The sequence below is a fragment of the Leifsonia sp. C5G2 genome, assembly GCF_013359685.1.
In the GTDB taxonomy this organism is placed as follows: domain Bacteria; phylum Actinomycetota; class Actinomycetes; order Actinomycetales; family Microbacteriaceae; genus Leifsonia.
In genome coordinates, this window is record NZ_JABFMV010000003.1 from 110,567 (window position 1) to 133,124 (window position 22,558).

Consider the following 22,558-nt stretch of genomic DNA (forward strand, 5'->3'; position numbering starts at 1 on the left):
AGGCACGGCGTCGGCCGGCCTCGGCGCTGGTCGCCCGTCCACAGGCGGAGCTCGCCGCGACTTATCCCCAATGTCCGATTCCCGCGAGTGCAGGGTCGGTGGTCCGCCCTAGAGTCGACCCATGAGCAGTTCCTTCGCCTACCTCCTCCGCACGACGAGCCCCATCGGCCGGCTCGAGCTCACCAGCGACGGCACGGCCGTCACCTCGCTCTCGATCGAGCGCGAGGGCAGCCTGCCGCTCGACGACCATCCCGAACGCAGCACCGCGGTGCTCGACGACGCGGCGGCGCAGCTGGCCGAGTACTTCGCGGGCTCGCGGCGCGTGTTCGACGTGCCGGTCCGGCTGCAGGGCACGCCGTTCCGCCAGGCGGTGTGGCAGCGGCTGGCCGAGCTCGAATTCGGCACGTTCGTGTCGTACGGCGAGCTGGGCGCCTCCCTCGGTCACGCCGGGTACGGGCGCGCGATCGGCGGTGCGGTCGGGGCCAATCCGGTCCCGATCATCGTGGGCTGCCACCGCGTGCTCTCGTCGAGCGGGCGCGTCACCGGGTACAGCGGCGGCGAGGGCGTCCCCACCAAGCTGTGGTTACTCGAGCACGAGGGGATCCTGCTGGCCGCATGAGCGCGACGACCGAGCCCACCGATCCCACCGCAACCGTCGCCCCCGCCGCTGTCGAGCGCGAGGTGCTCGTCGTCGGCGACGACGGCCGCGCCCGCTGCGCCTGGTCGGCGAGCGACCCCGAGTACCGCCGCTACCACGACGAGGAGTGGGGGCGGCCCCAGCACGACCCACGAGCCCTCTACGAGAAGCTGTGCCTGGAGGGGTTCCAGGCGGGCCTCTCCTGGATCACGATCCTGCGCCGGCGGCCGGCGTTCCGCGAACTCTTCCTCGGGTTCGACCCGGTCGAGGTGGCCGAGATGACCGAGGCCGACGTGCAGCGCCTGCTGCAGGACGCCCGCATCATCCGGCATCGCGGCAAGATCGAGGCCACCATCTCCAACGCGCGCGCCGTGCTCGCCCTCGACGTGCCGCTCGAGGAGCTGATGTGGGGCTTCGCTCCCACGCCGCGCGCAGGGGACCGCCCGCACTCCTGGGGAGACATCCCGGCCGTCACACCGGAGTCGACCGCCCTCAGCAAAGAGCTGCGGCGGCGCGGCTTCCGCTTCGTCGGCCCGACGACCATGTATGCCCTCATGCAGGCGACCGGCATGGTCGACGACCACGTCGAGGGCTGCTTCGTCGTCGAGGAGGTCGAGCCCCGCCCCTGACGCACCCGGCGTCGCGCGACGGCCCGCGTCGCGCGGCGGCCCGCGTCGCGCGACTGCCCGCGTCGCGCGACGGCCCGCGACGCGCGGCGGCCCGCGACGCGCGGCGGCCCGCGACGCGCGGCGGCCCGCGCTCGCGACTGCGCCCCGACGGAACGATTGCGCCGCGTCGAGCAGTCGCACGTGTTCCGGCGGACCGCAGTCGCCCTCGCGCGACCACGACTGCGCCCCTACGGAACGAGTGCGCCTGCGCGAGCAGGCGCGGTCGTACCGGCGCACCGCAGTGGCGGCGGCGAAGGAGACCGAGAGAGTCGGGCCGACGGCGGATGTGGACTCCGCGCCGGATTCTCGCTGGTGAAGCGCCACCGCTCGTGCCCGACCGCAGGCGGATTCTCGGGTGCTTCACGCTCCGGCACGGAAACGGCGTATGGGGATGACACGCCGGCCACCGCACGTCGGCCCGACTGGTGAGGACGACAGGATCGCACCAGGTGCGCCCACGCCTCGGATCAGTGATCCTCTCTCTTACTGGTGAGCTTATCTCATTTTTGGTTCGTGCACCACTGAGAATTCACCGTGTCGACGAGCGTCTCGTCCCGCCGTCACCTCGCCCGGAGAGCCGCCATCAGGCGACCCGGCTCGCCCCGCACCTCGGGCACCACCAGCTCCAGGTCGCGGGATGCGGGGTCGCGCACCGGCCGCAGCTCGTAGCCTTCCGCCGCGGCCCACGCAAGGAGCTCGTCCGTCGATCCGAACCCGGCACCGGCCTCCACGAGGGCCCGGGTGAGCAGACCCTTCGCCTGCTTGTTGAAGTGGTTGAGCGCGCGAACGTGCCCGTCCGCATCCCGCGCGAGCACACGCACGTAGTGCGCCCCCGGCCGGTCCGGCAGCGGCGCCAGAGCGGCGTACCCCTCCGACCGCAGATCCAGCAGCAGATCGTCCCGCTCCGCCAGGGCATCCGCCCCGGCCGCGGCCCAGCGCTTCTTCAGCGAGTGCGCTCCGCGGACGAGCGAGAGCCGCGAGTCGAACGAGAGACGGTACGCGGGCACCGGGTCGGCCCCACCCACCAGCCCGAGCAGCGCCGACTGCACGGCGACCGACTCGGCGGCCACCGACCAGTCCGCCTCCGAGAGCGAGCCGGCGTCCAGGGCGTCGTACAGCACCCCCGTGTACCGCTCCAGCGCCCGCATCGTCGGTGACGACGGGATGGCGCGGTTGCGGTCCACCTCGCCGGCCTGCTTCGGGCCCAGCTTGAGGGCGCGCACGGCGGCATCGCGGTCGGCCGCGAGGGTCACGACCGCGTCCACCACCTCGCGGCGGACCGCGTTGAGCGACGGGAAACGCAGGCGGTCGAGGGCGAGCGGCGACCCCGCTCCCCCGCCCCTCTTCGTCTCGGAGGGCGGGAGCAGGATGAGCACGCTAGCCCTCCAGGAAGCGCAGCGCCGTGTCGACGTTCTCGCCGAGCGGGGCGGAGGTGTCGAGGGTGACGCGCGGCAGCGAGCCGCACGCGCCCCTCCACTCGTCGTACTCGTCGGTGCTCTGCTCCACCGCGACGCCCGAGTAGGCTGCGGCGTCGCCGGTGCGCTTCGAGAGCCGTTCCTGGTGCAGAGCGTCGTCGGAGCAGACCGTCTCGACGACGCGGAGCTTCACGTCGCACCGCTCCGCCAGGTCGCGCCACTGCAGGCGCGCGGGCTCCACGGCGTTGACGGCGTCGACGACGACGGAGTGACCGGAGAGCAGTACCTGCTCCGCCATGGTCTCCGCCACCAGGTAGGCCGCGAGCCCGGTCGGCTGGTCGGACTCGATCCCCGCGCGGAGGATGGAGGCCTCGATCGGGTCCACCGAGATCACCGTCGCGCCGAGGCGGCCGGCCACGATCTCCGCGATGGTGGACTTGCCGGAACCAGGGAGCCCCGCCATCGCCACCAGCATGGGGACGCGAACGTCTCCGAACTGGCGCTCCAGCGGGGCTCCCTGCTCAGCCATGTCAGACCAGCTCGGCCTGACGGGCCACGATGGTGACCGTGTTGTTCTCGACGGAGAGGAAGCCGTCGTCGGCCTTCGCCGCGATCGACTCGCCCCCGTTCAGGGTGACGCGCACCTCGCCCTCGGCGAGGATGGCCAGCAGCGGCTCGTGGCCGGGCAGGATACCGATCTGCCCTTCCACGGTCCGCGCCACGACCATGCTCGCCTCGCCCGACCACACCTCGTGGTCGGCGGCGACGACGCTCACGTTGAGGACAGCCATGTCAGCCGTTCTCCTTCTGGATCTGCGCCCACTTCTCCTCGACGTCGGAGATCGCACCGACGTTGAAGAACGCCTGCTCGGCCACGTGGTCGAACTCGCCCTTGGCGATCGCGTCGAACGACTCGATGGTCTCCTTGAGCGGGACGGTCGAGCCCTCCACGCCGGTGAACTTCTTCGCCATGTAGGTGTTCTGCGAGAGGAACTGCTGGATGCGGCGCGCACGCGACACCGTGATCTTGTCCTCCTCCGACAGCTCGTCGACACCGAGGATCGCGATGATCTCCTGCAGCTCCTTGTTCTTCTGAAGGATCTGCTTGACCGTGGTCGCGACGCGGTAGTGATCCTCGCCCAGGTAACGGGGGTCGAGGATACGCGAGGTCGAGGTCAGCGGGTCGACGGCCGGGTACAGACCCTTCGACGCGATCTCACGGGAGAGCTCGGTCGTGGCGTCGAGGTGCGCGAACGTGGTCGCCGGCGCCGGGTCGGTGTAGTCGTCCGCGGGGACGTAGATCGCCTGCAGCGACGTGATCGAGTGGCCCCGGGTCGAGGTGATGCGCTCCTGGAGCTGGCCCATCTCGTCCGCGAGGTTCGGCTGGTAGCCCACCGCGGACGGCATGCGGCCGAGCAGCGTCGACACCTCGGAGCCCGCCTGGGTGAACCGGAAGATGTTGTCGATGAAGAGCAGCACGTCCTGGTTCTGCACGTCGCGGAAGTACTCCGCCATCGTCAGCGCGGACAGCGCGACGCGGAGACGGGTCCCCGGCGGCTCGTCCATCTGGCCGAAGACGAGCGCGGTCTTGTCGAAGACGCCCGCCTCCTCCATCTCGTGGATGAGGTCGTTGCCCTCACGGGTGCGCTCGCCGACGCCGGCGAACACGGACACACCACCGTGGTCCTGCGCCACGCGCTGGATCATCTCCTGGATGAGGACCGTCTTGCCGACGCCCGCACCGCCGAAGAGGCCGATCTTGCCGCCCTGGACGTACGGGGTGAGCAGGTCGATGACCTTGATGCCGGTCTCGAACAGCTGGGTCTTCGACTCGAGCTGGTCGAACGCCGGGGGGTTGCGGTGGATGGGCCAGCGCTCGGTGATCTCGATCTTCTCGCCCGGCTCGGCGTTCAGGACCTCGCCGGTGACGTCGAACACCTTGCCCTTGGTCACGTCGCCCACCGGGACGCTGATCGGGGCGCCGGTGTCGCGCACCTCGCCGCCGCGGACCAGGCCGTCGGTCGGCTTCAGCGCGATGGCGCGGACCAGGTCGTCGCCGAGGTGCTGCGCGACCTCGAGGGTGATCTCGTTCGACTGGTCGCCGATCGTGATCGTGGTCTTCAGGGCGTTGTAGATGCCTGGGATCGCGTCGTGCGGGAACTCGATGTCGACGACCGGGCCGGTCACACGCGCGATGCGCCCGACGCCCGGCTGCGCGGTCGAAGCCTGGGCTTCGGCGGTAGCGGTAGTCATGATTTCTCTCTATCTCGTAGACGTTTTACTTGGCCGAGCTCAGCGCGTCCGCGCCGCCGACGATCTCGGAGATCTGCTGGGTGATCTCCGCCTGGCGGGCGTTGTTCGCGAGACGCGTGTAGTCGGTGATGAGCTTGTCGGCGTTGTCGCTCGCGGCCTTCATCGCCTTCTGCGTCGCGGCGTGCTTGGAGGCGGCCGACTGCAGCATCGCGTTGAAGATGCGGCTCTCGATGTAGACGGGGAGCAGCGAGTCGAGCACCGTCCCCACGTCCGGCTCGAACTCGTAGAGCGGCAGGACCTGCGTGCGGTCCGGCTCCTCCACGCCCTCGACGACCTCCAGGGGGAGCAGGCGGACGACCTGCGGCTCCTGGGTCAGCATGCTGACGAAGCGGTTGTAGATGATGTGGATCTCGTCCACGCCGCCGTCGGATGCGTCACGCAGGAAGGACTCCAGGATCGCGTCCGCGATCTCCTTCGCCTGCTCGAACTCCGGCGCGTCCGTGTTGCCGGTCCAGACCCGCTCGAACGCACGGCGACGGAAGCTGAAGTAGCCCTGCGCCTTGCGGCCGACGAGGAAGTACACGACCTCCTTGCCCTGGCTGCGCAGCAGCTCGGCGAGCTTCTCCGACTCCTTGAGCACGTTCGAGTTGAACGCGCCCGCGAGACCGCGGTCGGAGGAGAAGATGACGATCGCTGCGCGCTCGATCTTCTCCGGCTCGGTGGTCAGCACGTGGTCGACGTTCGAGTAGGTCGCCACCGCCGACACCGCGCGCGTGATCGCGCGGGCGTACGGCGAGCTGGCGGCGACCCGCGCCTGCGCCTTCTGGATGCGGGAGGCGGAGATCAGCTCCATCGCACGGGTGATCTTCTTGGTCGTCTGGGCAGATCTGATCTTCTGCCGGTAGACCCGAAGCTGTGCTCCCATGTGTCTCCTCTTTACCTAACTGTCAGTGCCGCGCTCAGCGCTTGGCCTTGACGATGCGCTCCTGGTCGACCTCGTCCTCGTCGATGGCCTCGAACTCCTCGCGCCCGACCGAGGCGAGCGGCTTGCCCTCGCCGGTCTGGAACTCGAGCTTGAACGAGTCCACCTCGGAGTCGAGCTTCGCGACCGTGTCGTCGTCGAGGACGTTGGTCTCGCGGAGCGTCGTCAGGATGTCGGTGTTGCGGCGGAGGTGGTCGAGCAGCTCCGACTCGAAGCGCAGGACGTCCTCGACAGCCACCTCGTCGAGCTTGCCGTTGGTGCCGGCCCAGATCGAGACGACCTGCTCCTCCACCGGGTACGGCGAGTACTGCGGCTGCTTGAGCAGCTCGGTGAGGCGGGCGCCGCGGGCGAGCTGACGGCGGCTGGCCGCGTCGAGGTCGGACGCGAACATCGCGAACGCCTCGAGCGAGCGGTACTGCGCCAGCTCCAGCTTCAGCGTGCCGGAGACCTTCTTGATCGACTTCACCTGCGCGTCGCCGCCGACTCGGGAGACCGAGATGCCGACGTCGACCGCGGGACGCTGGTTGGCGTTGAAGAGGTCGGACTGCAGGAAGATCTGGCCGTCGGTGATCGAGATCACGTTGGTCGGGATGTACGCCGAGACGTCGTTGGCCTTCGTCTCGATGATCGGCAGACCGGTCATCGAGCCGGCGCCCAGCTCGTCGGAGAGCTTGGCGCAGCGCTCCAGCAGGCGGGAGTGCAGGTAGAAGACGTCGCCAGGGTAGGCCTCGCGTCCCGGCGGACGGCGGAGGAGGAGCGACACGGCGCGGTACGCCTCGGCCTGCTTCGACAGGTCGTCGAAGACGATGAGGACGTGCTTGCCGCCGTACATCCAGTGCTGGCCGATCGCCGAGCCGGTGTAAGGGGCGAGGTACTTGAAGCCCGCAGGGTCGGAGGCCGGGGCGGCGACGATGGTGGTGTACTCCATCGCACCCGCGTCTTCGAGCGCGCCCTTCACCGAGGCGATGGTCGAGCCCTTCTGGCCGATGGCGACGTAGATGCAGCGGACCTGCTTGTTGACGTCGCCCGACTCCCAGTTGGCCTTCTGGTTGATGATCGTGTCGATCGCGATCGCGGTCTTGCCGGTCTGGCGGTCGCCGATGATGAGCTGGCGCTGGCCGCGGCCGACCGGGATCATCGCGTCGATGGCCTTGATGCCGGTCTGGAGCGGCTCGTGCACCGACTTGCGCTGCATGACGCCGGGGGCCTGGAGCTCGAGCTCGCGGCGGCCCTCGCTGGCGATCTCGCCGAGGCCGTCGATCGGGTTGCCGAGCGGGTCGACCACGCGGCCGAGGTAGCCGTCGCCGACCGGGACGGAGAGGACCTCGCCGGTGCGGGTCACCTCCATGCCCTCGACGATCTCGTCGTACTCGCCGAGCACCACGACGCCGACCTCGTTCTCGTCGAGGTTCTGGGCGAGGCCCAGGGTGCCGTTGGCGAAGCGGATGAGCTCGTTCGCCATGACGCTGGGGAGGCCCTCGACGTGCGCGATGCCGTCGGAGGCGTCGATGACGTGACCGATCTCGGTCGCCTCTGCGGTGGCCGGCTCGTACTTGTTGACGAAGTCCTTGAGCGCGTCGCGGATCTCGTCGGGGCTGATCTGGATGTCTGCCATTGTGATTCCTATCTTGAGGCGGTCAGCCCGCCAGCTGAAGCCGGAGTTCGGCCAGACGCGATGCGATGCTTCCATCGATGACGTCGTCACCGATCTGTACGCGCAATCCGCCGATGATCGAGGGGTCGACGACCTGGTTGAGCTTGAGGTCGCCGTAGGTGGCGCTGAGAACGGAGCGCAGGCGCTCGGCCTGGGCGTCGGGCAGCGGGGCCGCGGCGTAGACCGTCGCGATGGTCAGGCCCTCCTGGGCCGCCACGACACGGGCGGCCGCGCGGAGCGACTCGCGGATGCTGCGGCCGCGGGGCTGCTCGACGAGCTGCCGCACGATGGCGACCGTCTCCTTCGACGCCCGCCCACCGAGCAGACGCTCGACGAGAGCGACCTTGGAGTCGCTCGTCGCGAGCTTGCTGCGCAGCGCCAGCTCGAGCTGCGCGTCGGAGGTCACGGCGCCTCCGAAGGTGAACAGCTCCCCCACGACGTCGACGTTCCGCGGCGCGGAGGCGGCGATCGCCCGGATGCCGAGCTCCTCGATCGCGGCGAGCAGGTCGTCGTGGGACGACCAGCGCTGCGCGACGATCACACCGAGCAGCGAGACGGCGGGCTCGGACAGGGAGCCGAAGACGCGCTTCACGAGCGCGGCCTTGCCCTCCGGGTCCGCCGTGGGGTCGCCGAGGACGGCTCGGAGCTGGGCGGAGTCGGCGACGACTCGTCCTGCGGCGAACAGGTCCTCGGCCGTCGCCAGATCGGCCTTGGATCCCAGGTCGGCGAGTGCCGACACGGACCGGGCCAATGCTTCTCTGGTGGCGCTTCCCATCAGTTGCCCGATCCTGCCTTCTGCTGGTCGGCCTCGAGGTCCGCGAGGAAGCGGTCCACGATCGCCTGGGCGCGCTTGTCCTCGTCGAGCGACTCGCGCACCACGGTCGACGCGAGGTCGATCGCGAGCGAGCCGACCTCGCCGCGCAGCTGGACGAGCGCCGTCTGGCGCTCCGCCTCGAGCTGTGCCTGGGCCTGCGCGGTCACGCGGGCGGCCTCGGCCGTCGCGGTCTCGCGGGCCTCCGCGACGATCTTCTGACCGTCGTTGCGGGCGGTCTCGCGGATCTTCGCGGCCTCGGCGCGAGCGTCGGCGAGCTGGGCGGTGTACTGCTCGAGCAGCTCCTCCGCCTTGCGCTGCGCCTCGTCGGCCTTCTCGATGTTGCCTTCGATCGCCTCAGCGCGCTCATCCAGCAGCTTCTTCATGCGCGGAAGCACGAGCTTCCAGAAGAAGAACAGGATGACGATGAAGCAGATCAGCGCACCGATGATGTCCGGCCACGCCGGGATGAGCGGATTGTGCTGCTCCTCCGCCGCGGCGATCACCACACCGTTGAGCATGGTTCCTCCTTACTGAGAGAGAAAAGAGGACTCAGACGAAGATGAAGTAGGTCGCGATACCGATGAAGGCGAGCGCCTCGGTGAACGCGATACCGATGTACATCAGGACCTGGAGACGGCCGGCCAGCTCGGGCTGACGGGCCACGCCCTCGATGGTCTTGCCGACGACGATGCCCACGCCGATGGCCGGGCCGATGGCGGCGAGGCCGTAACCGACGGTGGCGATGTTGCCGTTGATTGCAGCGATGTCCACGTTGTGTGTTTCCTTCCGTGATGGCGATCCGTGCGGGTGCGCGGATCGTTCTTAGTGTTCCTCGGCGACTGCCAGCTGGATGTAGACAGCGGTGAGCAGTGCGAAGACGTAGGCCTGCAGGACTGCGACCAGGATCTCGAAGAGCGTGAAGACGAACCCGAAGGCGAAGGTGCCGATGCCGAACAGCGACCACCAGCCGCCCGCGGTGAAGAAGAAGAACCACGTCGCGGTGAAGAACAGGACGAGCAGCAGGTGCCCGACGACCATGTTCATCAGGAGTCGGAGGGTCAGCGTGATCGGACGCAGGATGAAGGTCGAGACGAACTCGATCGGCGTCACGATGATGTAGAGGAACCACGGCACGCCGGGCGGGAAGAGCGCGTTCTTGAAGAAGTTCGCCGGGCTCTTCTTGATGCCCGCGTAGATGAACGTCACGTACGCGACGATCGCGAGCAGCAGCGGGACCGCGATGACCGAGGTGCCCGCGATGTTGAGGAACGGGATGATGCCGGTGATGTTGAAGAACAGCACCATGAAGAAGATCGTGGTCAGCAGCGGCAGGAAGCGGCGGCCGTCCTTCTTGCCGAGCAGGTCCTCCGCGATGTTGACGCGCACGAAGTCGAGGCCCATCTCGACGACCGACTGGAAGCGGCCGGGGATGAGCTTCATGCGGCGCGTGCCGAGCCAGAAGATCAGGAGGAGCGCGATCGTGGCGAGGAGACGCACGACGATGATGCGGTTGAACTCGAGGCCACCGATGGTGAACAGGGTCGGGGGGAAGAACTCGTTGATCGAGGGACCCTGGAAGCTACCATCTTCGGAGCTTGCGGCCTGGACCAGCAGGTTCACAGCGTTAGCTAACAGCGCTATCTCCTGTTTCGGGGCGTCGAGCTGAGAGCTCTCGCGACGACGAACGGTGGGACACCCTGCACTACTCGCGCTACGGGTTTCTTCGCGCGAACGGGTGGGGGATCACGGACAACTCTACAAGAGTTTTCAGCCCATAACGAATTGGATACGGGTCAGCGCTTCTCGCCGGGGAGAGTGACGTCGCTGGCGTAGGGGACGCGCGATCGGAACACCACGATCATGTCGACGACGAGCGATCCGATCACCCCCGCGATGAGGCTCAGGAACAGCACGACGGGGTTGATCCACGGCTGGTCCCTCAGCAGGATCGCGAGCACCAGGAACAGCACGAACTTGAGGATCCAGCCTCCCAGCACGATGCCGAAGAACAGGCCGACGAAGAGGTCGGAGCCGATGAATCGGTTCGCGATCAGGATGCTCAGCGCCGTGATCGAGAGGAACACGGCGGCCATCGCGGTGCCGATCAGAGCGCTCGTCACACCGACCCACCCGGCGAAGAGACCGCCCAGCAGCATTCCGACGATGGCGATCGCCAAGGCCAGGATGAGGCCGTACTTCAGTACGTCCCGCAGCACGGGGGTCGAGGTGGGCTGGGCGGCGGGCTGGGCCGGCCGGGGGGCGGGTGCGCCGGGCGCGCCGTCCGGGTGGTCGGTCATCGGGACTCCTCGGTGAGCGTCTGCTCGTCGGTTGCGGTGGTGGTGTGGCCGTCGGCCCCTGCGGGGGCGGTGCGTGCGGCGGGCCGCGCGCGCGCGGCGTCGAGCTGGTCGTACCGGGCGGTCTCGGCCGCCTCGCGGCTGCCCGCGGGGGCGAGCTCCGCGACGGCCTCGTTCGCCTTCCTCCGGCTCAGCGGAGCCAGCGTGAAAGCCGTGCAGACGACCAGGCCGATGGCGACGAACACGATCGCCATCCAGTACGGGTCGAAGAAGAACAGCAGGCAGCCGATCGAGAGGACGGCCGTCCACGCGTAGAAGATGAGCACCGCGTGCAGGTGCGTGTGCCCCATGTCGAGCAGGCGGTGGTGCAGGTGCTTGCGGTCGGCGCTGAACGGCGACTTGCCCGCCCGCAGGCGCCGGATCACGGCGAGCCCGAAGTCGAGCAGCGGGATGACGAGCACCGCGAACGGCAGGATGATCGGGATGAACGCCGGCACCAGCGAGGACCGGCCGAGCGTCTGCAGGTCCTGCGGGTTGATCGTTCCGGTCACGGAGATGGCCGAGGTGGCCATGAGCAGGCCGATCAGCAGCGCCCCGGCGTCGCCCATGAACATCTTCGCCGGGTGCCAATTGAGCGGAAGGAAGCCTGCACAAGCGCCGACCAGGATCGCCGCGATGACGCCGGCGAGGCTGAAGTAGTTCTGCGGGCTGATCTCGCGCTGCAGCAGGTAGGTGTAGATGAGGAACGTGCCGTTCGCGATCAGCGCGACGCCGGCGACGAGGCCGTCCAGGCCGTCGATGAAGTTGATCGCGTTCATCACGAGGACGATCGCGAAGAGCGTGATGACGATCGACATGATCGGCGAGCCCACGGTGAGCCCGCCGATCGGCAGCGAGTAGATCTGCACGCCGAGCCAGGCGATCAGGCCGGCGGCCACGAACTGGCCGGCGAGCTTCGTCATCCAGTCGAGGTCCCAGATGTCGTCCGCGACCCCGAGGACGACGATGAGCAGGGACGCGCCCAGGATCGCGAGGATGGGCCCCTGGTCGGAGAAGATCAGCGAGAGGACGCCGAACTGGCTCGACAGCAGCCAGGAGACGCCGAACGCCACCAGGATCCCGAGGAACATCGCGACGCCGCCGAGCCGCGGCGTCGGCCGGGTGTGCACGTCGCGGGCGCGGATCTTGGGGTACAGCTTGAAACGCATCGCAAGCTTGTAGACGACGAACGACATCCCGAACGTGATGACGGCCGAGATCAGGGCGAGGGCGAGGAGGAGGGTCACGGTACGGGAGCGTCCAGGGCGTCGCCCACCACCTCGCGCAGCCGGTCGGCGGAGATGACGCCGTGGCGGAGGATGCGCAGGCCGCCCACGCCGGCGGCCAGGGCGGTCGCGTCGACGATGGTGGACGACGAGTCCTTGCCCTCGACGCGGTCGTAGGCGGAACCCGCCTCTCCCCCGTCGAGGTAGACGGAGATCGACTCGCCGAGCATGCCCTCCGCCTCGGCGGCGGTGCGGGCGGCCGGGCGGCCGGTCAGATTGGCGGACGACACGGCGAGCGGGCCGGTCTCGCTCAGCAGTTCGAGCGCGAGGGTGTTGTCGGGCATGCGCAGCGCGACGGTGCCCTTGGTCTCCCCCAGGTCCCAGACCAGCGACGGGGAGGCCGGGAGCACGATGGTCAGCCCGCCCGGCCAGAAGGCCTTGACGAGCGCATCCACCTCATCCGGGACGGTCTCGGCGAGCGCCGCGAGCGTCGGGATGCCGGGCACCAGGACCGGGGGCGGCGACTGGCGGCCGCGTCCCTTCGCGTCGAGGAGCCGTTGCACCGCAGCCGGGCTGAAGGCGTCGGCGGCGACGCCGTAGACCGTGTCGGTGGGGATGACGACGAGTTCGCCGCGCCCGATCGCCGCACGGGCGAGGCGCATGCCGGTGAGCAGCTCGGAGTCGACCGAGCAGTCGTAGATGGGAGCCATGACGGCTCAATGATAGCCGGGGGGCGGACGCCCAGACTGGGAGGACGATACTGGAGGCGATGGACGTCTACTTCTTCGACTGCGACAAGACGCTCTACGACTACGACTTCCACAAGCGGCTTCCGAAGCTCGCGGAGCTCGGAGGTGTGAGCCAGTACCGACTCGCGTCCACCTGGTGGGCGGGCGGTTTCGAGCGCGCCGCCGAGATCGGCGAGTACTCCACCAGCGAGGAGTACCTGGACGCGTTCGCCGAGGTGACCGGCGCCCGGCTGACGCTGGAGCAGTGGCAGGAGGCGCGCAAGGCGGCCATGACGCCCATCCCCGGGTCGATCGCCGTGCTGCACGAGGCCGCGACCCTCGGGACGGTCTCGCTGCTGTCGAACAACCCCATCCCGTTCAAGGACTCGCTGCCGGTGCTCACCCCCGAGATCGTGGACGTGCTGCAGAGCAACGACCTCGTCTCGGCGGTGCTGGGCGCCCGGAAGCCCGAACGCCGCATCTACACGCGGGCGCTCGGGCGGTTCGGGGTGAAGCCCTCCGACGCGATCCTGTTCGACGACTCGCTCGCGAACGTCGAGGGCGCCCGGGAGTGCGGGATGCACGCCTACCACTTCACCAAGCGCGACGACGGAACCTTCGACACCGACGCGATGCTCGCCGCCGCGCACGCCTTCGCCTCGCGCTGACCCCGCCCAAGCCAAGAGCTCCTGACTTTCTCGCGTTCGCGGCGGCGATTCGCTCGAAAAACTCAGGAGCTGATGGCTTGGGGCGGGGCCGGCGGTCAGCGGCGGGCGGCGGAGCGGCGGAACAGCCACGCGGCCCAGGCGTACGCGGCGACGATGATCAGCGCGCACCAGCCGAGGGCCCACCAGAGGTCGGCGCCGGGAGCACGGCCGAACAGGAGAGCCCGGATCGTCTCGATGATCGGCGTGATCGGCTGGTTCTCGGCGATCCACCGCAGCCAGACCGGCATCGTGTCGGTCGGCACGAAGGCACTCGACAGGTACGGCAGGAACAGCAGCGCGAAACCGTAGCCGCTCGCCGCCGTCGGGCTCTTCGCCGCGAGACCGAGGGCTGCGTACAACCACGTGATGGCCAGGATGAACAGGGCGACGACTCCGAGCGCACCGAGCCACTGCAGCACATCGGCCGTCGGGCGGAAGCCCACCAGCAGTGCGACCCCGATCACCACGCCGGTCGCGAGCAGGTTCCGGAGCAGGCTCGCGACCACGTGTCCCGTGATGACCCCGCGGGAGCGCAGCGGCATGGTGCGGAAGCGGTCCACGATCCCGTCGCTCATGTCGCGGGCCACGTCCACGGCCGTGCTCGACGCGCCGAACCCGGCGCAGAGCAGGATGATGCCGGGCACGACGTACTGGACGTAGCCGCCCTCAGCGTCCAGCGCACCGCCGAACACGAACGTGAACAGCAGCATGAGCATGACGGGGAGGACGATCGCCATCGTGAGCGCCTCGACGTCGCGCAGCGAATGGCGGATGCTGCGACCGACGAAGACGGCGGCGCTCGCGAGCGGCGAGACGGCGTGCTCGGGACGGGCGGGGATGCTGACGGCGGTCATCGGACGGCCTCCTTCTCGGTCTCGTTCGCTGCGGACGACTGCCCGGTGAGGGCGAGGAAGGCGTCGTCGAGCGACGGCTTCCGGATGGCGATCGTCCCGCCTGCCACCCCGAGGGCGTCCAGCCGGTCGATGGCGGTGCGCAGCGCCTCCACGCTGCCGTCGGTCGGGAGCTCGCGGACCACGTCGCCCCGGGCGTCGCGCAACTCGACCACCTCGCCGTCGACGCGTGCCTTCAGCTCGTCCGCCGTGCCCTCGGCCACGATGACGCCGTGGTCGAGCACGGCGATCCGGTCGGCGAGCTGGTCGGCCTCCTCCAGGTATTGCGTGGTCAGCAGGACCGTGGTCCCGCGGCGCGCCAGGTCCTGGATGATCTCCCACAGCGTCTGCCTGCTGCGGGTGTCGAGTCCGGTCGTCGGTTCGTCGAGGAAGATGACGGGCGGGGTGGCGACCAGGCTCAGCGCCAGGTCGAGGCGGCGGCGCATCCCGCCCGAGTAGGTCGCGACGCGTTTACGGGCGGCGCCGCCGAGGTCGAAGCGGTCGACGAGCTCGGCCGCCCGACGCTTGGAGTCCGCTGCGCTGAAGCCGGAGAGCCGGGCCATCATCCGCAGGTTCTCCTCCCCGGTCAGGACGCCGTCGACGGCGGCCGCCTGGCCGGTGACGCTGATGGCGCGCCGGATGCCGCCGGCGTCCGTCGCCAGGTCGTGGCCCGCCACCGTCACCGTGCCCTCGTCGGGCTGCACGAGGGTGGACAGGATGGTGATGAGCGTCGTCTTGCCCGCGCCGTTGGGCCCGAGCAGCGCGAAGACGGTGCCCGCCTCCACGCGCAGGTCGATTCCGTCGAGGACGGTCTGCGCACCATAGGACATGCGCACTCCCCTCACCTCGATCGCTGGTCCGGTCATGATGATCCCTTCATTGTGTGTGTCGTAAACTGTTTATGCCGCATACGGTTGTTTAAGTGATACACAGTTCTAGGATGGGTGTCAACAACCCGTGAGGAGGACGCCGCAGATGCCGGACGACGTCGAAGAGGCGCTCCCCCGCGCCGTCGCCCTGAGCTGGGGCGTCGCGGAGCACCCGCAGCGCGGCCCCAAGCGCGAACTGAGCATCGAGCGGATCGTCGACACGGCGATCGAGCTCGCCGACGCCGAAGGGCTCCCCGCCGTCTCCATGAGCCGCATCGCCGGTGAGCTGGGGTTCACGACGATGTCGCTCTACCGCTACGTCACCAGCAAGGACGACGTGCTCGCCCTCATGCAGGACGCGGTGTGCGCCATCCCGATCCCGCCCGACCACGAGCTCGACCGGCGCGCGGACGGCGCGCACGACTGGCGGCAGGGGTTGCGCCGCTGGGCCATGGCGACCATCGAGGTGATGCGCGAGCACCCGTGGTTCCCCGACATCCCGATCAACGGCATCCCGCTCATGCCCAACAACCTGGCCGTGCTCGACTGGGGGCTGCGCGAGATGCGCGCGCTGCCGCTGTCGGACGCGGAGAAGATGTCGACCGCGCTGCTGCTGTCGTCGTACGCGCGCGCCGTCGGGGTGGTGGAGCGCGATGTGACGCGGTCACGCCAAGCCGACGGCCCCCCGGCCTACGGCGAGGCGTTCACGGCGGCCCTGGCCGAGCTGGTCACGCCGGAGCGGTTCCCGGACCTCGCACCGCTCGTCGCGTCGGGAACCTACGCGGACGCCGACGGCGGCGAGCAGGACGACTTCGCCTTCGGCCTCGACCGCATCCTGGACGGCATCGAACGCTACGTCGCCGAGCGCGGCGGCGAGGCGCCGGCCGCGGCAGCGCCGCTCCCGGAGCCGGTGCCGCGCGACAAGGCCGTCCGCGAAGCAGCGAAGGCCCGGCGCGAGGCCGAGTCGCGCCTCCGCGAGGCCCGCAAGCGCGAGCGTGAGGCGATCGCCCGCGCCCGCGAGCGCGCCGCCCGCTGACCCTGTCCCCCACCTCGCCCCCGCAGCGGTCAGCTCCTGAGTTCTTCGAGCGACACGCCGCGGCGCGGTCGAAGAACTCAGGAGCTGATGGCTGGGGGCTGGGGGCTGGTCAGATGTAGATGGCGGGGTCGAGCCAGTCGTCGCCGGCGATCTGCTCGTGGCCGGAGCGCGGGCGGGGATGCGCGGGGACGCCGACGAGGAGCGAGTCGGCGGGCGCGTCGCGCGTGACGACGGCGTTGGCGCCGATGACCGAGTGGGCCCCGATCGTGATCGCGCCGAGCACCTTCGCACCCGCGCCGACGATGACGCCGTCCTCGACCGTGGGATGCCGCTTGCCGTGCCCGCTCCCCCGACCGCCCAGGGTCACGCCGTGGTAGAGCATGACGTCGTCGCCGATCCACGTCGTCTCGCCGATCACGACCCCCATGCCGTGGTCGATGAAGAACCGGCGGCCGATGCGGGCCCCGGGATGGATCTCGATCCCGGTCAGGAACCGCGTCAGCTGCGAGAGGACGCGTGCGGGCGTCCGCAGGCCGGCCCGCCACATCCGGTGGGCGATCCGGTACGACCAGATCGCGTGCAGGCCGGAGTAGACGACGGCGACCTCGACCCCGCCGCGGGCGGCCGGGTCGTGCCTGCGCGCGTTCCGGATGTCTTCCCGGGCTCGGAGGATCGGCACCCGCTCAGTCCAGCAGGTCGGCCCACAGCGGGGTCGAGATGTAGCGCTCGCCGGTGTCGCAGACCACCGCGACGATCGTCTTGCCCGCGTTCTCGGGACGCTTCGCCAGCTGCAGCGCGGCCCAGACGATCGCACCGGAGGAGATGCCCGCGAGGATGCCCTCCTCGCTCGCCAGGCGCTTGGCCACATCCAGGGCGTCCTCGAACGACACGTCGACGACCTCGTCGTACACCGTGGTGTCGAGGATCTCGGGGACGAAGTTGGCGCCGATGCCCTGGATCTTGTGCGGGCCGGGCTTGCCGCCGTTCAGGATGGGCGAGTCGATCGGTTCGACCGCGACGATCTTCACGCCGGGCTTGCGCTCCTTGAGCACCTGGCCGACGCCCGTGATCGTGCCGCCGGTGCCGACGCCCGCGACGAAGATGTCGACGCCGCCGTCGGTGTCCGCCCAGATCTCCTCGGCCGTGGTGGCGCGGTGGATGGCCGGGTTGGCCTCGTTCGCGAACTGCTTCGCCCAGATGGCGTTCTCGGTGCTCTCGACGATCTCCTGCGCCTTCTCGACCGCGCCGCGCATGCCGTCGGGACCGGGCGTCAGCTCGATCTTCGCGCCGAACGCGCGGAGCAGCACGCGCCGCTCCTTGCTCATGGTCTCCGGCATGGCCAGCACGACGTTGTAGCCGCGCGCCGCACCCACCATGGCGAGGGCGATGCCGGTGTTGCCGCTGGTCGCCTCCACGATCGTGCCGCCGGGCTTGAGCGCACCGGCCTTCTCGGCGGCGTCGATGATGGCGACGCCGATGCGGTCCTTCACACTGCCCGCGGGGTTGTAGAACTCGAGCTTGGCGAGGACCGTCGCGTCGACCCCCTCGGTGAGCCGGTTCAGCCGCACGAGCGGCGTCCGCCCGACAGCCTCGGTGACGTTGTCGTAGATGTGACCTGACATGGCCTCTCCTCGTCGGATCGGGGTGGATGGGATCGCCTCACCACTCTAGACGCCGCATCGGGAAGGCGAAGGCGCGTGACAGCGTCAGGCTCTGCCGGGCGCTAGGCTCGACGGGCGATGAGCCCCGAATCCCCCGCATCCCCTTCCTCCTCCGTGTCCGTCCGCGCCCTCCGGGACGAGACGGTCGCCCTGCTGGCGCGTGCGGGCGTCCCCGACCCGGAGGTCGACGCCGAGCTGCTGATCGGCCACGTGCTCGATGTCGGCCGTGGACGCGTCCAAGCGCTCGTGGTGATGGACTCAACGGTCGCCATTGCGGACGCCGAGCGCCTGCGCGACCTGGCCGCGCGCCGCGCCGCCCGCGAGCCGCTGCAGCACATCACCGGCCGCGCGCCCTTCCGGTCGCTGGAGCTGAACGTCGGTCCGGGCGTGTTCGTGCCCCGGCCCGAGACCGAGCAGGTGGCGCAGTTCGCGATCGACGCGCTGCGCGCCGTCCCGTCGCCGACGCCGGTGGCCGTCGACCTGGGGACGGGCAGCGGCGCCATCGCGCTGGCGCTGGCGACCGAGGTGCCGCACGCGCGCGTCTACGCGGTCGAGAACTCTCCCGAGGCGTACATCTGGGCCCGGCGCAACATCGACGAGGTGGGCGCCGAGAACCTGACCCCTGTGTTCATCGACCTGGCGGACGCCCTGCCGGAGCTCGACGGCACGGTGGACGTGGTCATCTCGAATCCGCCGTACGTGCCGGACGACGCCATCCCGCGCGACCCCGAGGTGCGGCTGCACGACCCGCACGCGGCGCTCTACGGCGGCCCGGACGGGCTGGATGTGGTCCGCACGATCTCGCGCGTCGCCCGGCGCCTGCTCCACCCCGGCGGCACGCTGGTGCTCGAGCACGGCGAGCTGCAGGGCGCCGCGATCCGCGCCCTGCTGACGTCCGACGGCTGGCGCGCCGCCGCCACCCACCGCGACCTCACCACCCGCGACCGGGCCACCACCGCCCTCCGCTGACCCGCCCCTCCAAGCCAACAGCTCCTGGCTTTTTCGAGCGACGCGCCGCGGCGAGGTCGAAAAACTCAGGAGCTGTTGCCTTGGGACCGGGCTCAGAGGGAGGGTCAGTCGGCGAGGTTGGAGAGGCGGGTCTCCTCGTCGAGGGCGATGTTGCTGTCGATGACGGGGTCCAGGGCTCCGTTCATGACGGCGTCGAGGTTGTAGGCCTTGTAGCCGGTGCGGTGGTCGGCGATCCGGTTCTCCGGGAAGTTGTAGGTGCGAATGCGCTCGGAGCGGTCCATGGTGCGGATCTGGCCCTTGCGGAACTCGGCCGCTTCCGCGTCCGCCTCCTCCTGCTGACGCGCGAGCAGCCGGGCGCGCAGCACGCGCATGGCCGCCTCGCGGTTCTGCAGCTGGCTCTTCTCGTTCTGCATCGACACGACGATGCCGGTCGGGACGTGCGTGATGCGCACCGCCGAGTCGGTCGTGTTGACCGACTGGCCGCCGGGGCCGGAGGACCGGAACACGTCGATCTTGAGGTCGTTCGGGCTGATCTCGACCTCCTCCGGCTCGTCCACCTCCGGGAACACCAGCACACCGGCGGCGGAGGTGTGGATGCGGCCCTGCGACTCGGTCGCCGGCACGCGCTGCACGCGGTGGACGCCTCCCTCGTACTTCAGGTGCGCCCAGACGCCCTCGGCCGGGTCGCTGGAGGTGCCCTTGAAGGCCACCTGCACGTCCTTGATGCCGCCGAGGTCGCTGGAGGTCTGCTCGATGATCTCGGCCTTCCAGCGCTTCGAGTCGGCGTAGTGCAAGTACATCCGCAGCAGGTCGCCGGCGAACAGCGCCGACTCCGCGCCGCCCTCGCCCATCTTGATCTCCATGATCACGTCGCGCGAGTCGTTGGGGTCGCGCGGGATGAGCAGCCGCCGCAGCTTCTCGGACGAGTCGGCGAGGCTCTGCTCGAGGCCCGGGAGCTCCTCGGCGAAGGCCGCGTCCTCGGCGGCGAGCTCGCGGGCGGCCTCCAGGTCGTCCGACAGCTGCTTCCACTCCGTGTAGGCGGCGACGATGCGCGACAGCTCGGCGTAGCGGCGGTTGACGCGCTTCGAGCGCACGGGGTCGCTGTGCAGCTCCGGGTCGGACAGCTGGCGCTGCAGGTCGTCGTGCTCGGCGATGAGGGCGTTCACCGATTCGAACATGGGGTCTTCTTTCTGCGAGGGGGGGCCGGGGAACGACGAAGCGCCCGTCCGTCCTGCACGGGGCAGGACGGACGGGCGCGAAACCGGGCTAGCGGTGGTCGTTCTCGTGGCCGTGCGAGTGCGCGGTGCCGTGGCCGTTCGTCGGCTGCGGCATCGACTTCTGCACCTGCATCAGGAACTCGACGTTGCTCGAGGTCTCCTTGAGGCGGCCGAGCACGATCTCCAGGGCCTGCTGCTGGTCGAGCCCGGCGAGGGCGCGGCGCAGCTTCCAGGTGATCTTGACCTCGTCCTGACCCATCAGCATCTCCTCGCGGCGGGTGCCGGAGGCGTTGACGTCGACGGCCGGGAAGATGCGCTTGTCGGCCAGCTGGCGCGACAGGCGGAGCTCCATGTTGCCGGTGCCCTTGAACTCCTCGAAGATGACCTCGTCCATCTTGGAGCCGGTCTCCACCAGCGCCGAGGCGAGGATGGTCAGCGAGCCGCCGTGCTCGATGTTGCGGGCGGCGCCGAAGAAGCGCTTCGGCGGGTACAGCGCGGACGCGTCCACGCCGCCGGAGAGGATGCGGCCCGACGCCGGAGCGGTCAGGTTGTAGGCGCGACCCAGGCGGGTGATGGAGTCGAGCAGCACGACCACGTCGTGGCCCAACTCCACCAGGCGCTTCGCACGCTCGATGGCGAGCTCGGCGACGGTGGTGTGGTCCTCGGCGGGACGGTCGAAGGTGGAGGCGATGACCTCGCCCTTCACCGTGCGCTGCATGTCGGTGACCTCTTCCGGACGCTCGTCCACCAAGACGACCATCAGGTGCACCTCGGGGTTGTTCGCCGTGATCGCGTTGGCGATCTGCTGCATCACGATCGTCTTGCCGGCCTTCGGCGGCGCGACGATCAGGCCGCGCTGGCCCTTGCCGATCGGGGCGACCAGGTCGATGATCCGCTGGGTCACCTTGGACGGCTCGGTCTCCAGGCGCAGTCGCTCCTGCGGGTACAGCGGCGTCAGCTTGCCGAACTCGACGCGGCCCGCCGCCTCCTCCGGGGTCTGCCCGTTGATGGAGTCGACCTTCACCAGCGCGTTGTACTTCTGGCGGGTGTTGTTCTCGCCCTCGCGCGGCTGGCGGATGGCGCCGACCACGGCGTCGCCCTTGCGCAGGTTGTACTTCTTGACCTGGCCGAGCGAGACGTACACGTCGCTCGCGCCCGGCAGGTAGCCGGTGGTGCGCACGAACGCGTAGTTGTCGAGCACGTCGAGGATGCCGGCGACCGGGATGAGCACGTCGTCGTCGGACAGCTCGGGCTCGAACTCGTCGCCGACCGCGCCGCCGCGGCGCTTGCGGTTGCGGTCGCGGTAGCGGCCGGAGCGCTCCCCCTCGGCCTGCTGGTCGGCGTTCTGGCCGCGGTTCTGCTGGCCCTGCTGCTGACCGCCCTGACCGCCCTGGCCGCCCTGCTGGAGGTCCTTCGGCTGGCCCTGGCCCTGCTCGTTCTGCTGGGCGCTGTTCTTGTTGCGGTTGCGGTTGCGGCGGTTGCGGCCGGTGCCCTGCTGCTCGCCCTGACCGCCGTCGCCCTGCTCGCTCTGGCCCTCGGCGCGGGCGCCCTCGGGCTGGTCGGCCTGCTGCTCGCTCTGCGCGGCGGCGTCCTGGGCCTGGTCGGCGTTCTGACCGTTCTGGCCGCGGCCGCGACGACGACGTCCGCCGCCGTTGCCCTGGCCCTGGTCGCCGTTCTGGGCGTTCTGGCCGTTCTGCTGGCCGCGCGCCTGCTCGCGGGAGGCGAGGGCGGAGTCGAGCAGCGCATCCACGTCGGGGATGAGCGAGTCGACGCCGGTGGCGCCGGAGTTGACGTGCGTGCCGGCCGCGATGCCGTTGCCGGCCGCGATCCCGGTGCCGTCCGGGCTGCTGACGCGGCGCGAACCGCGGCGGCGCGGCTCGGAGCCGGCCTGGGCGGCGTCCGCCTGCGGCAGCACCGGGTCGCCGACGGTCGGCTCGACGCGCTCGGCGCCCGCCGGCTCGGCGATCAGGGGCTCGGCGATGAGCGTCTCGGTCGAGAGCGGCTCGGCGATGAGCGGTTCGGTGAGGACTTGCGAGGCGGCGGTCGCCGCCTCGGTCTGCTGCGGCTCGGCAGCGGCGTCGGCCGGAGCGGCGGCCGCACGCGCGGCGGCGATCGCTTCGACCAGTTCGCCCTTGCGGAGCCGGCCTGCGCCCTGGAGCCCGAGCCCGGCGGCGAGAGCCTGGAGCTCCGCCACCTTGAGCGAGGTCAGGTCGCTGGTGTCCACGCCCCCGGCGTGGAGTTCGACATCAGTCACGGAAGAGGATCCTTTCCCCCGACGCGCGTCTGCGCGCCGTCTGTGAGCTTCGCCACATGAACTGCCGGTACGTGCTGCGTTCTGATCCGCGCTACGTCGCCGCCCCGATGTCCGCTAAGGAAGACTCGGGAAGGCAGGCAGGAGTGACGGCATGATTGCTAGGAGATCACCCGGAAGCTGGATTCGCTCGTGACGCGGGTTCTTCGCGGGTGCACTGCAGTTTACCACCTCGGGCGTGAGGCTCG

Annotated in this window: 24 protein-coding genes; 5 read left to right on the plus strand and 19 right to left on the minus strand. The window is 69.9% G+C overall.

The genetic code is table 11. From position 1 onward, the window contains the following. The first annotated feature begins 121 nt into the window (after positions 1 to 121). Together HNO83_RS05235 and HNO83_RS05240 are read left to right on the plus strand one after the other, a co-directional pair. Positions 122 to 619 (plus strand): methylated-DNA--[protein]-cysteine S-methyltransferase, encoded by a 498-nt coding sequence (locus tag HNO83_RS05235; RefSeq protein ID WP_175336462.1) that lies wholly within the window; start codon positions 122 to 124, stop codon positions 617 to 619. Then, positions 616 to 1,266 (plus strand): DNA-3-methyladenine glycosylase I, encoded by a 651-nt coding sequence (locus HNO83_RS05240; RefSeq protein WP_175336463.1) that lies wholly within the window; start codon positions 616 to 618, stop codon positions 1,264 to 1,266. Before HNO83_RS05235 ends, HNO83_RS05240 begins: the two co-directional genes overlap by 4 nt. Before the next feature lie 599 nt (positions 1,267 to 1,865). Here HNO83_RS05240 and HNO83_RS05245 read toward each other — a convergent pair. The 13 genes from HNO83_RS05245 to HNO83_RS05305 all read right to left on the minus strand — a co-directional run bounded on the left by HNO83_RS05245 (position 1,866) and on the right by HNO83_RS05305 (position 12,692). Continuing rightward, positions 1,866 to 2,681 (minus strand): YaaA family protein, encoded by an 816-nt coding sequence (locus HNO83_RS05245; protein ID WP_175336464.1) that lies wholly within the window; start codon positions 2,679 to 2,681, stop codon positions 1,866 to 1,868. Position 2,682: 1 nt separating this feature from the next. Next, a complete protein-coding gene (locus tag HNO83_RS05250) occupies positions 2,683 to 3,249 on the minus strand; it encodes a P-loop nucleotide/nucleoside kinase family protein (protein ID WP_249776514.1) in 567 nt (188 codons plus the stop codon). A gap of 1 nt (position 3,250) precedes the next feature. Continuing rightward, positions 3,251 to 3,511: a F0F1 ATP synthase subunit epsilon gene (locus tag HNO83_RS05255; protein ID WP_175336465.1), complete on the minus strand. Its 261-nt coding sequence runs from the start codon at positions 3,509 to 3,511 to the stop codon at positions 3,251 to 3,253. 1 nt (position 3,512) lies between these two features. Further along, on the minus strand, positions 3,513 to 4,973 hold the full coding sequence (gene atpD / locus HNO83_RS05260; protein ID WP_175336466.1) for a F0F1 ATP synthase subunit beta: 1,461 nt from the start codon (positions 4,971 to 4,973) through the stop codon (positions 3,513 to 3,515). A 25-nt stretch (positions 4,974 to 4,998) separates the two neighbouring features. Next, positions 4,999 to 5,898 carry a F0F1 ATP synthase subunit gamma gene (locus tag HNO83_RS05265; protein ID WP_175336467.1) on the minus strand — a complete coding sequence of 300 codons (900 nt, stop codon included), beginning with the start codon at positions 5,896 to 5,898 and terminating at the stop codon, positions 4,999 to 5,001. 34 nt (positions 5,899 to 5,932) lie between these two features. Further along, complete coding sequence (atpA, locus tag HNO83_RS05270) at positions 5,933 to 7,570, minus strand: F0F1 ATP synthase subunit alpha (RefSeq protein WP_175336468.1); 1,638 nt, start codon at positions 7,568 to 7,570, stop codon at positions 5,933 to 5,935. A 22-nt stretch (positions 7,571 to 7,592) separates the two neighbouring features. Then, a complete protein-coding gene (locus HNO83_RS05275; protein ID WP_175336469.1) occupies positions 7,593 to 8,384 on the minus strand; it encodes a F0F1 ATP synthase subunit delta in 792 nt (263 codons plus the stop codon). Then, entirely contained in the window at positions 8,384 to 8,941 is a 558-nt protein-coding gene (locus HNO83_RS05280) for a F0F1 ATP synthase subunit B (protein ID WP_175336470.1), read from the minus strand. The genes HNO83_RS05275 and HNO83_RS05280 overlap by 1 nt, the downstream gene beginning before the upstream one ends. A gap of 31 nt (positions 8,942 to 8,972) precedes the next feature. Then, the gene (gene atpE, locus HNO83_RS05285; protein WP_064111451.1) at positions 8,973 to 9,194 is read right to left on the minus strand and encodes an ATP synthase F0 subunit C; all 222 of its coding nucleotides are present in this window, start codon (positions 9,192 to 9,194) and stop codon (positions 8,973 to 8,975) included. A gap of 51 nt (positions 9,195 to 9,245) precedes the next feature. Next, complete coding sequence (atpB, locus tag HNO83_RS05290) at positions 9,246 to 10,043, minus strand: F0F1 ATP synthase subunit A (protein ID WP_175336471.1); 798 nt, start codon at positions 10,041 to 10,043, stop codon at positions 9,246 to 9,248. A gap of 173 nt (positions 10,044 to 10,216) precedes the next feature. After that, a complete protein-coding gene (locus tag HNO83_RS05295) occupies positions 10,217 to 10,720 on the minus strand; it encodes a Cg1360 family ATP-synthase-associated protein (protein ID WP_175336472.1) in 504 nt (167 codons plus the stop codon). Next, positions 10,717 to 12,003 carry an MraY family glycosyltransferase gene (locus tag HNO83_RS05300; protein WP_349627080.1) on the minus strand — a complete coding sequence of 429 codons (1,287 nt, stop codon included), beginning with the start codon at positions 12,001 to 12,003 and terminating at the stop codon, positions 10,717 to 10,719. Before HNO83_RS05300 ends, HNO83_RS05295 begins: the two co-directional genes overlap by 4 nt. Continuing rightward, positions 12,000 to 12,692: an L-threonylcarbamoyladenylate synthase gene (locus HNO83_RS05305; RefSeq protein WP_175336473.1), complete on the minus strand. Its 693-nt coding sequence runs from the start codon at positions 12,690 to 12,692 to the stop codon at positions 12,000 to 12,002. The genes HNO83_RS05300 and HNO83_RS05305 overlap by 4 nt, the downstream gene beginning before the upstream one ends. A 59-nt stretch (positions 12,693 to 12,751) precedes the next feature. On the opposite strand from HNO83_RS05305, the gene HNO83_RS05310 reads away from it, so the two are divergent. Next, complete coding sequence (locus HNO83_RS05310) at positions 12,752 to 13,378, plus strand: HAD family hydrolase (protein WP_175336474.1); 627 nt, start codon at positions 12,752 to 12,754, stop codon at positions 13,376 to 13,378. 95 nt (positions 13,379 to 13,473) lie between these two features. On the opposite strand, the gene HNO83_RS05315 is transcribed toward HNO83_RS05310, so the two are convergent. Both HNO83_RS05315 and HNO83_RS05320 read right to left on the minus strand, forming a co-directional pair. Then, positions 13,474 to 14,271, minus strand: a complete 798-nt coding sequence (locus tag HNO83_RS05315) for an ABC transporter permease (protein WP_175336475.1) — start codon at positions 14,269 to 14,271, stop codon at positions 13,474 to 13,476. Further along, a complete protein-coding gene (locus HNO83_RS05320; RefSeq protein WP_175336476.1) occupies positions 14,268 to 15,173 on the minus strand; it encodes an ABC transporter ATP-binding protein in 906 nt (301 codons plus the stop codon). Before HNO83_RS05320 ends, HNO83_RS05315 begins: the two co-directional genes overlap by 4 nt. Positions 15,174 to 15,282: 109 nt before the next feature. Here HNO83_RS05320 and HNO83_RS05325 point away from each other — a divergent pair, with 109 nt between their 5' ends. Next, on the plus strand, positions 15,283 to 16,212 hold the full coding sequence (locus HNO83_RS05325) for a TetR/AcrR family transcriptional regulator (RefSeq protein WP_175336477.1): 930 nt from the start codon (positions 15,283 to 15,285) through the stop codon (positions 16,210 to 16,212). A gap of 109 nt (positions 16,213 to 16,321) precedes the next feature. On the opposite strand, the gene epsC is transcribed toward HNO83_RS05325, so the two are convergent. Together epsC and cysK are read right to left on the minus strand one after the other, a co-directional pair. Further along, on the minus strand, positions 16,322 to 16,891 hold the full coding sequence (epsC, locus tag HNO83_RS05330) for a serine O-acetyltransferase EpsC (RefSeq protein WP_175336478.1): 570 nt from the start codon (positions 16,889 to 16,891) through the stop codon (positions 16,322 to 16,324). Positions 16,892 to 16,895: 4 nt separating this feature from the next. Beyond that, a complete protein-coding gene (gene cysK, locus HNO83_RS05335; protein ID WP_175336479.1) occupies positions 16,896 to 17,834 on the minus strand; it encodes a cysteine synthase A in 939 nt (312 codons plus the stop codon). Between the two features lie 117 nt (positions 17,835 to 17,951). Here cysK and prmC point away from each other — a divergent pair, with 117 nt between their 5' ends. Beyond that, positions 17,952 to 18,842, plus strand: coding sequence for a peptide chain release factor N(5)-glutamine methyltransferase (prmC, locus tag HNO83_RS05340; RefSeq protein ID WP_175336480.1), 891 nt, complete (start codon positions 17,952 to 17,954; stop codon positions 18,840 to 18,842). A 104-nt stretch (positions 18,843 to 18,946) separates the two neighbouring features. Here prmC and prfA read toward each other — a convergent pair whose 3' ends face one another. After that, entirely contained in the window at positions 18,947 to 20,020 is a 1,074-nt protein-coding gene (prfA, locus tag HNO83_RS05345; protein ID WP_175336481.1) for a peptide chain release factor 1, read from the minus strand. A gap of 88 nt (positions 20,021 to 20,108) precedes the next feature. Continuing rightward, a complete protein-coding gene (gene rho / locus HNO83_RS05350) occupies positions 20,109 to 22,313 on the minus strand; it encodes a transcription termination factor Rho (RefSeq protein ID WP_175336482.1) in 2,205 nt (734 codons plus the stop codon). Between the last annotated feature and the right edge of the window lie 245 nt (positions 22,314 to 22,558).